The sequence below is a fragment of the Paenibacillus sp. FSL K6-1558 genome (genome assembly GCF_038002565.1).
Lineage (GTDB): Bacteria > Bacillota > Bacilli > Paenibacillales > Paenibacillaceae > Paenibacillus > Paenibacillus polysaccharolyticus.
The window spans coordinates 6,220,102-6,235,467 of sequence record NZ_JBBOCV010000001.1 but is presented as its reverse complement, the minus strand read 5'-3'; the positions used below and the strand labels follow the sequence as shown (position 1 = coordinate 6,235,467).

Annotated in this window: 13 protein-coding genes; 2 read left to right on the top strand and 11 right to left on the bottom strand. The window is 48.1% G+C overall.

Annotation, left to right across the window (positions count from 1 at the left end):
• Positions 1-61: 61 nt before the first annotated feature.
• From smc to MHI38_RS27030, 11 genes are all read right to left on the bottom strand, one after another.
• Positions 62-3,631 carry a chromosome segregation protein SMC gene (gene smc, locus MHI38_RS27080; RefSeq protein ID WP_154886400.1) on the bottom strand — a complete coding sequence of 1,190 codons (3,570 nt, stop codon included), beginning with the start codon at positions 3,629-3,631 and terminating at the stop codon, positions 62-64.
• A gap of 189 nt (positions 3,632-3,820) precedes the next feature.
• Positions 3,821-4,519: a ribonuclease III gene (gene rnc / locus MHI38_RS27075; RefSeq protein WP_090923901.1), complete on the bottom strand. Its 699-nt coding sequence runs from the start codon at positions 4,517-4,519 to the stop codon at positions 3,821-3,823.
• Positions 4,520-4,532: 13 nt separating this feature from the next.
• Entirely contained in the window at positions 4,533-5,771 is a 1,239-nt protein-coding gene (fabF, locus tag MHI38_RS27070) for a beta-ketoacyl-ACP synthase II (protein WP_090923902.1), read from the bottom strand.
• 174 nt (positions 5,772-5,945) lie between these two features.
• The gene (gene acpP / locus MHI38_RS27065; protein ID WP_024630176.1) at positions 5,946-6,179 is read right to left on the bottom strand and encodes an acyl carrier protein; all 234 of its coding nucleotides are present in this window, start codon (positions 6,177-6,179) and stop codon (positions 5,946-5,948) included.
• 151 nt (positions 6,180-6,330) lie between these two features.
• Positions 6,331-7,080, bottom strand: a complete 750-nt coding sequence (fabG, locus tag MHI38_RS27060; protein ID WP_090923903.1) for a 3-oxoacyl-[acyl-carrier-protein] reductase — start codon at positions 7,078-7,080, stop codon at positions 6,331-6,333.
• A gap of 261 nt (positions 7,081-7,341) precedes the next feature.
• Positions 7,342-8,277 carry an ACP S-malonyltransferase gene (gene fabD / locus MHI38_RS27055; protein ID WP_154886402.1) on the bottom strand — a complete coding sequence of 312 codons (936 nt, stop codon included), beginning with the start codon at positions 8,275-8,277 and terminating at the stop codon, positions 7,342-7,344.
• 25 nt (positions 8,278-8,302) lie between these two features.
• A complete protein-coding gene (locus MHI38_RS27050; protein ID WP_090923953.1) occupies positions 8,303-9,292 on the bottom strand; it encodes a beta-ketoacyl-ACP synthase III in 990 nt (329 codons plus the stop codon).
• 8 nt (positions 9,293-9,300) lie between these two features.
• Entirely contained in the window at positions 9,301-10,296 is a 996-nt protein-coding gene (gene plsX, locus MHI38_RS27045; protein ID WP_154886404.1) for a phosphate acyltransferase PlsX, read from the bottom strand.
• The gene (fapR, locus tag MHI38_RS27040) at positions 10,293-10,841 is read right to left on the bottom strand and encodes a transcription factor FapR (RefSeq protein ID WP_244159423.1); all 549 of its coding nucleotides are present in this window, start codon (positions 10,839-10,841) and stop codon (positions 10,293-10,295) included. Before fapR ends, plsX begins: the two co-directional genes overlap by 4 nt.
• 397 nt (positions 10,842-11,238) lie before the next feature.
• Positions 11,239-11,412: a 50S ribosomal protein L32 gene (gene rpmF / locus MHI38_RS27035; protein WP_090923906.1), complete on the bottom strand. Its 174-nt coding sequence runs from the start codon at positions 11,410-11,412 to the stop codon at positions 11,239-11,241.
• A gap of 65 nt (positions 11,413-11,477) precedes the next feature.
• Entirely contained in the window at positions 11,478-11,984 is a 507-nt protein-coding gene (locus MHI38_RS27030) for a YceD family protein (protein WP_090923907.1), read from the bottom strand.
• Positions 11,985-12,493: 509 nt separating this feature from the next.
• On the opposite strand from MHI38_RS27030, the gene hmpA reads away from it, so the two are divergent.
• On the top strand, positions 12,494-13,729 hold the full coding sequence (gene hmpA, locus MHI38_RS27025) for an NO-inducible flavohemoprotein (protein WP_154886406.1): 1,236 nt from the start codon (positions 12,494-12,496) through the stop codon (positions 13,727-13,729).
• Between the two features lie 250 nt (positions 13,730-13,979).
• Entirely contained in the window at positions 13,980-15,224 is a 1,245-nt protein-coding gene (locus tag MHI38_RS27020) for a nucleotidyltransferase (protein ID WP_341181880.1), read from the top strand.
• Positions 15,225-15,366: the final 142 nt, after the last annotated feature.

Sequence of the window (15,366 nt, the reverse complement as noted above, 5' to 3'; positions counted from 1 at the left end):
ATGGTATGATTTTGTAAAATTAAATGAATCCTATTTGAAGCACACAGCAATCTCCATGCAATTAGGCGATGTCTGCTTCCTCATCATCCAGTTTAACCGAAACGAGCTTGGATACTCCGCCCTCTTCCATCGTAACTCCGTATAGGACATCTGCCTCTTCCATCGTGCCTTTCCGGTGCGTAACCACAATAAATTGGGTTTGCTCAGAGAACTCACGCAAGTATTGGGCGAAACGAACGACGTTCGCCTCATCCAGGGCAGCCTCAACTTCGTCCAATACGCAGAATGGCACAGGTTTCACGTGCAGAATGGCAAAGAGCAACGCCATCGCCGTTAAGGCCCGTTCTCCCCCCGACAACAGTTGCAGATTTTGCAGTTTCTTACCCGGTGGCTGGGCTACGATATCAATGCCTGTTTCAAGGAGTCGCTCAGGGTCCATCAGAACCAGATCAGCACGTCCACCGCCAAACAGCTTCGTAAAGACGGTACCAAATTCACGACGGATCGCGTCAAATGTAAATTTGAAACGCTTCGCCATTTCATCTTCCATTTCCTTGATAACCTGATACAATGTCGTTTTGGCTTCCACCAGATCATTCTTCTGTTCGTTCAGGAACTCATACCGCTCATTCACCCGCTGGAACTCCTCGATTGCACCGAGATTCACATCGCCAAGAGCGGATATTGCACGTTTTAACTTCTGTACCTCAGCTTGTGTGCTCTCCACATCTTCAGGCACTGGATAACGTTCTTTGGCAAGCTCATAGCCTAACTCATATTCATCTGTCAGCTTACGCAAAATATTTTCCAGCTCAACATCCAGACGGTTCACGGAAATTTCAGTCTGACGCATCTGCTCTTCCACCGCTTTGAGCTGTGTGCGCTGCTCCTTCGTTTCACTCTCGGCCAGCTCCAGCTTTTTCGACAGTTCACTGCGCGCGGCACGTTTGAAGTCCAATTCTTGAGATGCCTGTGCCTTTTTAAGCTTGTACTCGTTTAAATCTTCAATCTGTTTTACACTTTCACTCTGTGTTTTCTTAAAATCAGCTTCCATCGAAGCGAGCAACGTACGATTCTGTCGCAGATCTTTGACTAGTGAATCAACCTCTCGCTCCAATCTCCGCAATTGCTCTTCATTTGAGAAGCGTTCCTGATCCAGCTTACCTTCCCGGACTTTCAGTTCGGTCAGCTGTGTTTGCAACTCTTCTTTTGCAGACTCATTGGCCTTCCGGGCAAACTCTGCTGCATGAATAGCGCGATGAGTTGCTTTCTCCTCTTCCTCAAGTTGCTCAAGTTTTTTCTCCGCTTCAACCCGGGATTTGTCCAGTTCCTTAATTTCTTCCGTAAAGCCGTTCTTTTCCTGACCTGCCACAGCGACCTGCTCCAATACATGGCGCAGTTCATGCTCAACCTGCTTCATCTCCATCGAGGCCTGTTGCTCTGCATTTCGGGTATCGTCACCAGACTGACGTAGCTGATCCAGCTTGTCCTGACACTGCTCCAGCTGAGCTTTGACATCTTCCACACTGCGATGCAGTTTCACAATCTGCTGCTCGGTATCCACAATATCTTGATCCAGCTGATCCAGTTGCCGCTTGCGGCTGAGCAGACTGCCATTTTTTTTGTGCTGACTGCCGCCAGTCATGGAACCGCCAGCGTTGACGACATCCCCTTCGAGGGTTACAACGCGGAAACGATACTGACAACGTGCCGCAATTTTATTCGCAAACTCCAACGTTTCTGCAATGATGACATTTCCGAGCAAGCTACCGATGATCGAGGCATATCTTGAATCATACTGTACAAGTTCAGCACCGATGCCAACAAAACCGTCCATACCCTCAACCATCGAGCGTTCACCTGCACCGATTGAACGAGGACGAATAACGTCCAGCGGAAGAAAGGTTGCACGTCCCAACTGACGTTGCTTCAAGAAAGCAATAGCCTGTCTGGATACGGCCTCGTTCTCCATGACGATATGCTGCAGCGCAGCCCCCATCGCTGTTTCTACCGCAAGCTCGATCTTTTCGGGAACTTTAACGAGTTCTGCCACAGCACCATGTACTCCGTTTAGCGTCCCCTTTCGAGAAGCTTTGAGCACTTCTTTTACGCCCAGCATGAAGCCGTCAAAATCATCTTGCATTTCTTTCATCGTATCCCGGCGGGACACTTGTGCTTCGCGCTTTTGCTCCCATTTACGTACAGTACCACGGCTCTCTTCCAGGAGTTTTTGCAAAGACTGCAGCCGTTCGCTTTCCGAAATATAACCCCCGCGCAGTTCACTGATTTCCTTACCTAACCGAACCACTTTTTTCTGAATCTCTGCTTTACGGCCTTCTAACGTCTCTTTCTGTTCTTCCCATTTGCCGGATTCTTCTGATGCACGGTTCATTCTGCGCTCCAGCGTTTCTTTTTGCTGGTCCACATACCGTATTTCGTTTCGTGCCTGCGCCATCTGATTCATCAGTTCCAGCAAGTTCCCTTTGAGGCTCTCCTCCTGCTGCTGACTGATTCCACCCGTAACACCGATAAGCTTAGCTTCTTCTTCAGACAAACGATTTTTTACATCAGCCAGTTCCAGTTCAAGCTTGCCAAACTTCTCTCGCAAGGCAATCAGCTCAGCTTCACGTTCCTGATGTCTCTGCTCGCTCACCGCCAGCGTTTCCCTCAGTTGCTCCTGATTCGCTTGCAGATTCCGCGAACGTTCCCGAAGAAGTTCTCCATGCCCTTCACTTTTCTCTGTTGCCTCACTAAATTGCAACAAAGCAGCCTGAAGTTCTTCTGTCTCCGTTTCCAGCAGACGCAGTGCATTGCGATCATTCTCCAGCTTCGCATCATGTGTGGATACAATCGCCGCCAATCCAACCTCTTCGTGTTTAAGTGATTCCAGACGTTCGCTCGCTTTGCTCCAGGAAGCATGAATCTGTTCAATCTGATACACATACATCGAAATTTCCTTTGATTTGAGTTCGGAACGAAGTTGCTTGTAATGCATGGCTTTCTCGGATTGTTCTTTCAGCGGGCCAATCTGATCTTCCAGTTCGGTTACAAGATCGTGAATACGTAGCAGATTTTGCTCTGTCTCATCCAGCTTGCGCGTTGCATCTCGTTTGCGGGATTTATATTTAACGATTCCTGAAGCCTCTTCAAAAATACCGCGACGATCCTCTGAACGAGTACTCAAGATCTCCTCAATACGTCCTTGTCCAATAATCGAGTAAGCCTCTTTACCGATCCCCGTATCCATGAACAGTTCTGTGATATCTTTCAAGCGACAGGATTGTTTATTGATAAAATACTCACTGTCCCCGCTGCGATGAACACGACGGGTCACGGTTACTTCACCGAAATCCAAAGCGAGTGCATGATCCTCATTGTCCAGTGTAAGGGAAACCTCTCCGTAGTTGACAGCTTTACGCGCATCACTGCCTGCAAAAATAATATCTTCCATTTTACCGCCACGCAGTGACTTGGCACTTTGCTCCCCCAATACCCAGCGGATACCATCGGATATATTACTTTTACCGCTTCCGTTCGGACCCACAACCGCTGTAATGCCACGAACAAATTCCATTTCCGTTTTGTCGGCGAATGACTTGAATCCACCCAATTCTATTCGTTTCAGAAACATAGGGCTTCTCGTCACCTCCTCTTGCGAATTTCAAATAATGCCTTCGACACCTAGTAAAAAATCCGATAATGCCTCCCGAGTCTCTTTACAAAAAAAAGAGCAAAAAGCAGTCCGGCCGATTACTTCCGCCGGGGCGGGCCCGCGGGCTGCTCTTTGCTCTTCGTTTGTCTAAGCGCTGCCTGGTACAATTCAGGCCTCCGGAAGCTTCAATCGTTCAAGCGCCGCAGATGCTGCCTGTTGTTCCGCCTCTTTTTTGGAGCGTCCTGTACCTCGGCCAAGTCGTTCTTGGCCCATATGGACTTCCGAGACAAACTCACGTTCATGGGCTGGTCCCCGCTCTTCGACGATCCGGTACTCCAGAGCCCCCATATTGTGATGCTGTGTGAGTTCCTGCAACTCTGTTTTGTAATCACTCATTTGCAGCTTGCTGCCAACAACGATTAACGGAAACACATGCTGATCCAGAAATGCTCGCACAGGTTCAAGACCCTGATCCAGGTATAATGCACCTATAAATGACTCGAACACATCCGCCAGAAGAGCTGGACGTGTACGTCCTCCAGTTAATTCCTCACCTTTTCCAAGAAGTACATATTGTCCAAAACTAAGCGCTTCAGCAAATTTGACCAGGGAAGGTTCACAGACAATGGATGCCCGCATCTTTGTTAGTTCTCCTTCCGGACGGTTAGGATACAGATGATACAAGTACTCCGATACAGTCAACTCCAATACAGCATCGCCCAGAAACTCCAGACGTTCGTTATCCTGATGTTGACTGAATCGGTGTTCGTTTACGTAAGAAGCATGGGTAAACGCTTGTTTTAGAAGCTGCCTGTTGTCAAATTTGATTTGAAGTTTTTGTTGTAACTGCTTCAGATCTTCACTCAAACGAACTAGCCCCTTATGCTTCAAATTTTTTGAGAATAATGGTAGCGTTGTGACCGCCAAATCCAAATGAATTGGACATTGCTACATTCACTTTGGTTTGACGTGGAACGTTAGGCACGTAATCCAGATCACATTCAGGGTCCTGATCTTCCAGGTTGATCGTTGGAGCCAGTGTCTGATGTGTCAGGGACAATCCGCAGATAACTGCCTCTACCCCGCCCGCAGCGCCAAGCATATGGCCTGTCATGGACTTGGTGGAACTTACGGCAAGCTTGTACGCATGATCGCCAAACGCCTTTTTGATGGCTAACGTTTCGGAACGGTCACCTACTGGTGTTGAAGTTCCGTGTGCATTGATGTAATCCACTTCTTCCGGCTGAATGCCTGCATTGCGAAGCGCCATCGTCATACAACGTGCTGCTCCATCTGGATCTGGTTCTGTCATATGGTGTGCATCACCTGTCAGACCGTAACCGATTACTTCACCGTAGATTCGTGCGCCACGAGCCTGAGCATGTTCCAGAGATTCCAGAATCAGAATTCCGGCACCTTCACCCATAACAAATCCGTCACGACCTGTATCAAAAGGACGGCTTGCCTTCGTAGGATCGTCATTACGTGTAGACATCGCACGCATCGCGCAGAAACCTGCAAGTCCAGTTGGCCTAATGGTTGCTTCAGCACCGCCGCAGATCATCGCATCTGCATCGCCATTGGCAATCAACTTGAACGAATCTCCAATGGAGTGTGTTCCTGTTGCACAAGCGGTAACAACGTTGATGTTCGGTCCTTTGGCACCAAGTGAAATGGACATCTGTCCAGATGCCATATTCGAAATCATCATCGGAATAAAGAACGGGCTCACACGTTTAGGGCCTTTTTGCAAAAGCGCATTGTGCTGATCTTCCCAAGTTCCCAATCCACCAATACCAGAACCAATCGATACACCAAAACGTTCTGCATCAATGTTTTCGTTGATTTTCAGACCACTATCTTCCACAGCTTTGAAACCAGCTGCCACAGCGAACTGTACAAAACGATCCATCTTCCGTGCATCTTTTCGATCCATATATTCTTCCGGGTTGAAATCTTTGATCTCGGCTGCAATCTGTGTCGTGTATTCACTAACATCAAATGCCTCAATCTGAGAAATTCCGGACTTTCCTGCCATTAAACTGCCCCAGAACGTCTCTATATCTTTTCCGAGCGATGTCATTACGCCCATTCCGGTAATTACAACTCTTTGTTTCAACCGACTCACCTCTATATCGACTGCATTACGCAAGTATTTTGTGGGAATATCCGCAGACTCGAATGCAAGACGCCTCTCCAAAGATCAGCAAGCACCTTGTCTGCGGGATGTGAAAAACCAATGAATGATGAGAAGTCCCGCCTGTTCGAAAACAGGAGCGGGACTGAATTGACTTTAGGTATGAGATTGTATGTAGTTTACAACTTCACCTACGGTCGTAATTTTTTCTGCATCTTCATCAGAGATTTCCAAATCGAATTCATCTTCCAATTCCATGACCAATTCCACTACATCCAAAGAATCAGCACCCAAATCTTCTTTGAAAGATGCTTCAAGTGTAACTTCAGCTTCGTCTGCGCCCAAGCGGTCGACGACGATGCGTTTTACACGCTCCAATACATCGGACATCCGGTTCACCTCCTCCTTGGTATTATACGAGAATCGCAGGCAAAATGCCATAGAAGACATATGCGGCTCCCGGCCGGGGAACCCGGCCTTTTTCCGGCATTTCGGATCGTCCAGCGCCTGTTCCCCGACTTTGATTCAAAGCCCAGGAAATTTACATGTACATGCCGCCATCGACATGCAGTGTTTGACCTGTCATATAAGATGAAGCTTCTGATGCAAGGAATGTAACCACACCAGCAATTTCATCCGGCTGTCCCAGACGGGACAACGGAATGCCACTAAGCATACCATCGACCAGCTCTTGAGACAATTCCTTGGTCATATCGGTTTCAATGAAGCCCGGTGCAACACAGTTCACCGTAATTCCGCGAGAAGCAAGTTCTCGAGCAGAAGCCTTCGTTAAACCGATAACTCCCGCTTTGGCAGCCACGTAGTTGGCTTGACCCGGATTACCCAGCACACCAACGACAGAAGAGATGTTAATAATTCTTCCTGAACGTTGTTTCATCATTGGACGTGTTACTGCCTTCAGACAGTTAAACACCCCTTTAAGATTCGTTTCGATAACTTGATCGAACTCTTCTTCTTTCATCCGCATAATGAGGTTGTCCCGTGTAATCCCCGCATTATTCACCAGAATATCGACATTGCCCCATGCTTCAAGCGTTGTTTTCACCATCTGTTCCGCTTCAACCATCTGACCTACATTCGCCTGAATCGTAATCGCCTGAACACCTTTTGCACGAATCTCTTCGGCCACTTCCTCTGCCGCAGCCTGACTGCCCGCATAGTTTACAGCAACATTCGCTCCGGCTTCAGCCAGGGCAAGTGCAATACTGCGGCCAATTCCGCGGGATGCTCCGGTTACTAATGCATTTTTACCTTCTAACGGTTTAGACATAACCATTCCTCCTCTCCCTGAATCTACATAAGTTGAACTTCGATTATTTACACAGCCACTCCGATGACAGAATAACCTTTCAATCGCTGTTATCCCCAGATTTTCTTGATTCCCTTTTCCAAAGGGAAAAATCTGGTGATAAAGGCGAAGCATATGCTTCCGATGCAGCTTTCTTTCAGAAAGCTTTCAGCTTCGCTTTCCCAGTTTTTTTCTGTCCTCTCCGTTAAAGTGTAAATAAATAGTTTTGCTTATGTGATTTAATTATTTTTTAAGATCAGCAGCGGTTGCTTCCAAGGTTTCAAGACTGTTTACATTGTATAATTTTACGGTTTTATCTGTTTTTTTAATCAAACCGGTTAATACATTGCCTGAACCAATCTCAACAAACGTATCCACACCTTGCTCAATCAGCCATGTCACACTGTCTTCCCATAAAACCGGAGAATAGACCTGGGTGGTAAGCAAGTTCTGAAATTGTCCATCTTCAGCAGGTCTTGCGGTTACGTTAGCTACCACAGGAACCTTCGCAGGTGAGAACGTCGCTGTACTCAGCTTATCGACCAGCTTATCGGCAGCGCCTTTCATCAATGAAGAGTGGAACGGACCACTTACTTCAATTGCAATTGCGCGCTTGCCACCTGCTTCCTTCACCCGTTCTGACACGGCAGCAACGCCCTCTTTTACACCCGAAATAACGATTTGTCCAGGACAGTTAATGTTGGCAAGTTCAACTGTATCTCCGCTTTCTGACACTTCACGGCAAAGCACCCCCAGCGCTTCCCGATCCGCACCCAGTACAGCAGCCATTGCTCCCTGTCCACCTGGAACAGCTTCTTCCATATACTGACCACGTGCCCGGACAATTTGCACAGCATTCTCAAAGGAAAGAACACCCGCTGCCACTAGTGCACTGTATTCGCCCAAGCTATGACCTGCAACGTAGTCTGCCTCAATTCCTTTTTCTTTGAAAGCTTCCAGCAGTGCAATACTCGCGGTGAGCAGTGCCGGCTGGGTATTGGATGTCTGTTTCAGCTCCGTGTCTGGTCCTTCAAAGATCAGGTTGCTCAGCGAGAAGCCCAGCGCCTCATCTGCTGTGCGAAAAACTTCCGTGGCTGCAGGTACAGACTCATATACATCTTTGGCCATACCTACTTTTTGTGATCCCTGTCCAGGGAATACAAAAGCGATTTTACCCATTTCATTCATCCTCCAGCTGTCTAGTTTACCATACGAGTACGGATGCGCCCCAAGTTAAACCGCCGCCGAAACCAACCATCAAAACAGTATCTCCTGCTTTCATACGGCCTTCTTCTGCAGCTTCAACCAGTGCAAGTGGAATGGATGCCGCCGACGTGTTCGCATACTTGTCTACATTGACAACCACTTTCTCCTCTGGAAGTTCAAGTCGTTGCATAGCCGATTGAATAATTCGAACATTCGCCTGATGTGGAACGAACAAATCAACATCCGTGCGATCCATGCCAGCTTTGCGAAGAACTTCAATCGTTGCTGTACCCATGACACGAACAGCAAATTTAAACACTTCACGGCCGTTCATATAGATATAATGCTTTTTGTTCTCGATCGTTTCCGCACTTGCTGGCAGACGTGAACCACCGCCTTCAATGTTAAGAAGACTGCCTCCTGCCCCTTCTGCACCGAGATCAAATGCTTTGAAACCACGGCCTTCCGGAACTTCACCAACAACGACAGCTCCTGCTCCATCACCGAAAAGAACACAAGTGTTGCGGTCTGTGTAGTCTGTAATACGTGACAAACAATCTGCACCAATAACAAGCGCGTTGTTGTACATGCCGCTTTGAATGAAACTGGTTGCCGTTGCAAGACCGTATACAAACCCGGAACAAGCAGCAGACAAATCAAATGCAGCAGCGCCCTTGGCACCCAGTTTATCTTGCAGAATGCAAGCTGTCGACGGGAAAGAGGAGTCCGGTGTAATCGTAGCAACGATAATCAGATCCAGATCACTGCCTGTCATGCCAGCAGATTCAAGCGCTTTTATTGCTGCCTCATAGGCTAGATCAGAAGTAGCTTGATCCGGTGCAGCGATATGCCGCTCCTTAATACCTGTACGACTGACAATCCACTCGTCATTCGTATCGACCATTTTTTCCAAATCACTGTTTGTCAAAATTTTCTCCGGCACATATTTACCTGTACCAATAATCCCTACTGGGCGCAAATTATTCATATCGTCACTCACTTCCCACTAATTTCCTTAGATATGCTCTCCACCAACTGGTTTTGTACTGCAATCCGTGCCTGACGCACGGCATTTTTGATCGCATTGCCGTCAGCGGAACCATGGCTTTTGACGACCAGTCCACTCAAACCTAACAATGGGGCACCACCGTGCTCCGTATAATCAAGTTTGCTCTTTAACCCACGCAATTCTGGCATGAGTACCGCCGCAGCCAATTTATTTCTGAAGGATGAAGTAAATTTTTCTTTGAGCAGACCGAATATCGCTCCTGCCGCGCCTTCCAGTGATTTCAGCAGGATGTTGCCTGCAAACCCGTCACACACCAGCACATCACAGGCACCAGTCAGTACATCACGTGCCTCTACATTCCCCACAAAACGAATCGGAAGCTGTTCTAAGAGCGGATAGGCATGTTTGGTCAGCTCATTGCCTTTGCCCGGCTCTGTGCCCACGTTGAGCAACCCCACTCTCGGGGAGGCAATGCCTTGTACTTTTTGCCGGTACAAACTGCCCATCAGCGCGTATTGTGCCAAGTGTTCCGGTTTAGCATCCATATTCGCACCGAGGTCTAACGCAAGCACACCTACATCATCCATCGTGGGAATCATGGGGGCAAGTGCAGGACGTTCAATTCCGTCCATCCGGCCTACAACAAGCAAACCAGCCGTCATTAACGCCCCTGTATTCCCTGCCGAGATCATGGCGTCGGCTTCCTTCTCTTTGACCATACGTCCGGCTACAACCATGGAAGAATCCTTTTTGCGCCTTACTGCCTTTACCGGCTCATCATCTGAACCAATCACTTCGGAAGCGTGCCGAACGCTCAAATTGGCTGGTCTTGCTCCTGACTGACTTAAAAGAGGTTCAATCTTGGTTTCATCGCCAACCAGGACGATCTGTGTATCCGCCCATTCCGTAGCTGCGGCAATAGCCCCTTCTACGGTTGACGCAGGAGCATGATCTCCTCCCATGGCATCAATGACGATTCTCATTCCATATGACCTCCTTCTTTGCTGTCTTCTCCACCTGAATGATAGATCACAAAATTACCTTGGAACACCATTTCTTCACCAACATAGGTGAACACTTCAACTTTGGCTTTCCCCTTCTGACCGGGAATTGATTTCACATAAGCTTTGGCAATACACTTTTCTCCCAAACGAACAGAGCGAACAAAACGTATATCTGCCGAAGCAGTTAACGCAATCTCATCATTAATGACAGCGACAGCAAGTGAATTCGCTTGTGCAAAGACATAGTGCCCGCGGGCAATACCTGTTCTTGAAAAAACATGTTCCTCTTTGATCTCAAATAAGGATATCCCGCTCTTGTCCAGCTGTAAATCCACAATGTCACCGATAATCTCATGCAGGGGCAGTGATCGCACCTGATCATACGAGCGCTCCGCCATCAGTTTCATCCGTTCCCGAAGCTCCGGTATGCCAAGTTCCAGCCTGTCAAGACGGATCGTCTGGATACTTACCTTCAATTGACGTGTAAGCTCCTGATCGGTCACAAACGGATTCTCGTCTATCATTTTGGTTAACTGCTGTTGCCTCTGTCTCTTCGGTAAACGCTCGATGCCTGACACCCCCCGCTGTATCGTTTCCAGAACCTACCTTTAGGTCAAGTTCGTTCCTTCAAACCTTACTTCTTTATATGCTGTAGCCCTGCTTATTCAGGGAGCTTCTAAATAAAAGTGTATGATGATCTGTATGTAACGTCAAATCTTAGAACCTGGTACTAAACTATAGTATATCTCATCCTGTGTCAAAAAGAAAGGCTAGTATAACAAATTCACATCACTTCATCAAAGTGCTGATGAACATGTGTAACAAGCATACATACCCGCTTGAACAAGCTTATGCGTTCACTTTTCTTTACACAAAAAAGCAACACCTCATCGAAATGAAGTGTTGCTTGATGTGTAGCTATTATTGAGAGATGATCTCTCTTGCTTTGTACGTTCCGCACACTTTGCACACGTGGTGAGCAAGCTTCAATTCGCCGCATTGTTCACATTTCACCATGCCCGGTACAGCCAATTTAAAGTGAGTGCGACGTTTGTCGCGACGCGTCTTGGACGTTCTCCGTTGAGGTACTGCCATTATTCCCACCTCCTTATCAAAATCAACCTTTGCAGGTAGTTGTTACGTTCGATTTTCAATCATGCTCATTTAAAAAAATCCTTGAGTCCTGCAAGCCGCGGATCAATAACCTGGTTATCGCAACCGCAGTCACCTTCGTTCAGCTCATGGCCACACTTAGGACAAAGTCCTTTGCATGTCTCGCTACAGAGCGGTACAAACGGAAGATCCAGCAGAAAAGCTTCCTCGGCATAACCTTTCAGATCAACGCTATCCTCATCCACATAGAGAGTATCGTCATCTTCAGATAATTCCTCCGGTTGTTTTCCCTGCTTGAATTGCTCATGAAAATCAATATGAAAATGTTCACTTAGTGGCTTGAGACAACGGGAGCACAACATGTCCACCCCTACTGTCAGTTTGCCATGAACATCCACAACGTTCTCCTCTCTGATCTCTGCAGACAAATCTGCAGTCAGCGGAGTAACGGCTGTGATATCTTGTCGGTTAGAAACCAGATGTTTGATATCCCACTGTTCGTTAAAGCGCAGGGGGCGATCACTGGTTGCCACTTTGCGAAATGGCATTATCATGTTCTATCACTCCAAACGAAACCAATTTCATAAATAGTTGTCTAACGAATGGCGGCAGTATACAGTACAAGACGATCCTAATATGTGCGTTCATTCCTGACTGTATGTATGCTGTCTGTCACTCACAAAAGATTTATGAAACTGACTTAACAAACAAAATTCATTATACCGATTTTCCAAGAGGTTTGTCAACACTTTTAACTTTACACCCTTTCTGGAAAACAATCACTCCGATTCAGCCGTCACATCTGATCTATTATAGACCTACTCCATCATAACTACAAGTCATCTATAGGATCTATACTTACGATTCTATCCCTTACTTATATCTGATGCTCTCCACTCCTTACATCGGTCACCAATCGTTAACGAATGGTGTGATCTATGTCACACAGGTCGCTAGACCTGATGCCTATACTTGTCGTAGATTCAATCACAAAGTAACTTTCACAACCATTTTTATAACCATCCATTATTGATATTTCAAAGAAAATCGGGAGGGAAATTACATGTTAAGCCAACAAACGATTGACGTAATCAAATCTACAGTACCCGTACTTGAAGTTCATGGAGAAGCCATTACACGCCATTTCTATCAAACGATGTTTACGGCTCACCCGGAGCTATTAAACATTTTCAATCACGCAAATCAAAAACAAGGCCGTCAGCAAGCCGCACTCGCCAACATGGTTTACACCGCGGCAATGCACATCGATAACCTCGCAGCTATTTTGCCAGCCGTTCGTCAGGTTGCTCACAAACACCGTAGCCTCGGCATTGTACCTGAACAATACGCTATCGTTGGCACTTATCTGCTTCAAGCCATCAAAGATGTACTCGGTGATGCCGCAACTGATGAAATTTTAGCCGCTTGGGGCGATGCTTATCAAGGGATTGCAGATGCCTTTATAGGCATTGAGCAGGATATGTACAGCGAAGCCGCAAATCAAACGGGTGGATGGGACGGTTTCAGAACCTTCAAAGTTGCCAAAAAAGTACAAGAAAGCGAACTCATCACTTCGTTTTATTTGATACCGGAGGATGGCAAGTCTATCTCTTCATACAAGGCAGGACAATATATCAGCATTAAAATCCAGCCTGCCGGACAGGAATTCACTCAGATTCGTCAGTATACCCTTTCCGACGCACCTGGCAAACCCTATTATCGTATATCCGTGAAACGTGAGTCGGGCGGATCGGATCGCCCTGACGGTGTAATTTCCAATTATCTTCACAATCATATTACAGAGGGGAGCCTGGTCGAACTTTCCGCTCCTGCGGGTGATTTCACATTGGATATGGAAGATCCGCGTCCTGTTGTGCTGTTAAGCGGAGGTGCAGGGATAACCCCTATGGTCAGCATGCTGAATACAATGTTGGAGTCGGATGATCAGCGTTCCATTACCTTTTTACATGCTAGCCCGAACGGATTATCGCACGCGTTCCGCGATCACGTAAGTCAACTGGCTCAGGAGCATGTTAATCTCAACGCACACTATTGTTACACTTCTCCTGCCGATTCCGATCTGGAAAATGAGCTGGTTTACAAACAGGGATACATGGATGCGGCATGGCTTCGTCAAGTCATTCAAGAACCGGATGCGAACTATTATCTGTGCGGCTCTGTCACGTTTATGCGTTCGGTATATGCAGAACTTCAGTCCATTGGTGTTGCAGAAGATCGTATCCATTATGAATTTTTCGGGCCAAAAGCCAGTCTTGCTCCTGCTACGGAGAATGTGTGAGCATAAAATACAGTCGGAAAGAAAGATAATAACAACTATATTTCAGGTACAGGCTGCATCTGCGGATGCAGGTTCTGTGCCTTTTTTCATCATTTGCTCTAATGCCAGCTCTATTCTATGATGAAAGAGGTAAAATGAGCTTTGACGGTGAACAAACAAATGTATGCTATCCTATATTGTAAAAATGTCATGACCCGCGTGATTAACGACCCCATGGGAGATTTCAACGCGACAGGAAGGAGTAACGCTCATGAAAGCTGTAGGCGTTATTGTGGAATATAACCCGTTGCACAACGGACATGTGCATCATCTGAATGAATCGCGGCGGCTTAGCGCAGCAGATGCCGTTGTTGCCGTGATGAGCGGCCCTTTTCTCCAGCGTGGCGAACCCGCCATCGTTGGTAAAAGGGCACGCACCGAGATGGCGCTCCATGCTGGCGCCGATCTGGTGATTGAACTGCCGGTTGCCTATGCGGTTCAACCGGCGGAGTGGTTTGCCTTCGGTGCGGTATCATTGCTGCACCGCACCGGGGTTGTGGACTCGCTCTGCTTTGGCAGCGAGTCCGGCGACATCGACAGCCTGCAGCGCATTGCGCGCGTGCTGGCTGTGGAGCCCGCAGGGCTGCGCGAGGATATCGCGCGCCGCCTACGGGAGGGCGCCAGCTACCCCGCCGCGTACGCAGGCGCGGCGGCAGCGCTGGCGCCCGGCGGCGTCGATGCTCACGACGCCGCGGCACTGCTGGAGCAGCCCAACAATTCGCTTGGGCTACACTACCTCATCGCGCTGCAACGGCTTGGCAGCGCGATCCAGCCCTTGACGGCGGCACGTACCGGTGCCGCCTATCATCAGGCGACGCCCGGCCCGGGGGCGATCGCCAGTGCCACAGCTGTCCGCCGCCTGCTGCTGGCGGACGGGCCCAAAGCCGCCGCACCATATGTGCCGGCGGCAACCCTTGCCATTCTGCATCGCGAATGGCAAGAAGGACGCGCTCCCATGCACTGGGAGCGCTTCGCCCAGCCGCTGCTGCACATCGCGGCCACCCGCCGTGCCTCCGAGCTGGAACGTATTGCCGAAGTCACGGAAGGACTGGAGCATCGGCTCATACGTGCACTCGCCCAGCTCCCCGAGCCTTCAGTCGAGGCTCTCCTGAATGCGCTCAAAACCCGGCGTTACACGCGCACCAAACTGCAGCGCATGCTCGCCCACCTGCTCCTGAACCACACAAAAGAAGAGTGTTCACCAGAGCGATTAGCCACCGGACCCGGATATCTGCGTGTCCTCGGTTTCACTTCAACAGGCCAGAGTCTGCTCAAACAGATGAAAAAAACAGCCACCCTGTCTGTTGTAATGAAACCCTCAACGTTTGAACATGCTCAACTGGAGTTGGATATCCAGGCGCAAGCCGCCTATGCTCTTGCCCATGACCAACAGGATTCGCGCAACATATCACGCATAATGTATAGCGACTACTACGAATCACCCGTGAGAATCTGACTCATCTCGCCCTACAAACTATAGAACCAGCAAAAAATCCCCTGTGCCGAGCCTTTGGCTGTCATCACAGGGGATTTTGTCATTTCGATTTTTTAAAAGCAACGTCTTACACATGTATCCTACCAATGCACAACACTTATCG

Coding starts and splice junctions, on each gene's coding strand:
- smc (WP_154886400.1), bottom strand. CDS start 3,631: ATGTTTCTGAAACGAATAGAATTGGGTGGATTCAAGTCATTCGCCGAC.
- acpP (WP_024630176.1), bottom strand. CDS start 6,179: ATGTCCGATGTATTGGAGCGTGTAAAACGCATCGTCGTCGACCGCTTG.
- fabG (WP_090923903.1), bottom strand. CDS start 7,080: ATGTCTAAACCGTTAGAAGGTAAAAATGCATTAGTAACCGGAGCATCC.
- fabD (WP_154886402.1), bottom strand. CDS start 8,277: ATGGGTAAAATCGCTTTTGTATTCCCTGGACAGGGATCACAAAAAGTA.
- MHI38_RS27050 (WP_090923953.1), bottom strand. CDS start 9,292: ATGAATAATTTGCGCCCAGTAGGGATTATTGGTACAGGTAAATATGTG.
- plsX (WP_154886404.1), bottom strand. CDS start 10,296: ATGAGAATCGTCATTGATGCCATGGGAGGAGATCATGCTCCTGCGTCA.
- fapR (WP_244159423.1), bottom strand. CDS start 10,841: ATGATAGACGAGAATCCGTTTGTGACCGATCAGGAGCTTACACGTCAA.
- rpmF (WP_090923906.1), bottom strand. CDS start 11,412: ATGGCAGTACCTCAACGGAGAACGTCCAAGACGCGTCGCGACAAACGT.
- MHI38_RS27030 (WP_090923907.1), bottom strand. CDS start 11,984: ATGATAATGCCATTTCGCAAAGTGGCAACCAGTGATCGCCCCCTGCGC.
- hmpA (WP_154886406.1), top strand. CDS start 12,494: ATGTTAAGCCAACAAACGATTGACGTAATCAAATCTACAGTACCCGTA.
- MHI38_RS27020 (WP_341181880.1), top strand. CDS start 13,980: ATGAAAGCTGTAGGCGTTATTGTGGAATATAACCCGTTGCACAACGGA.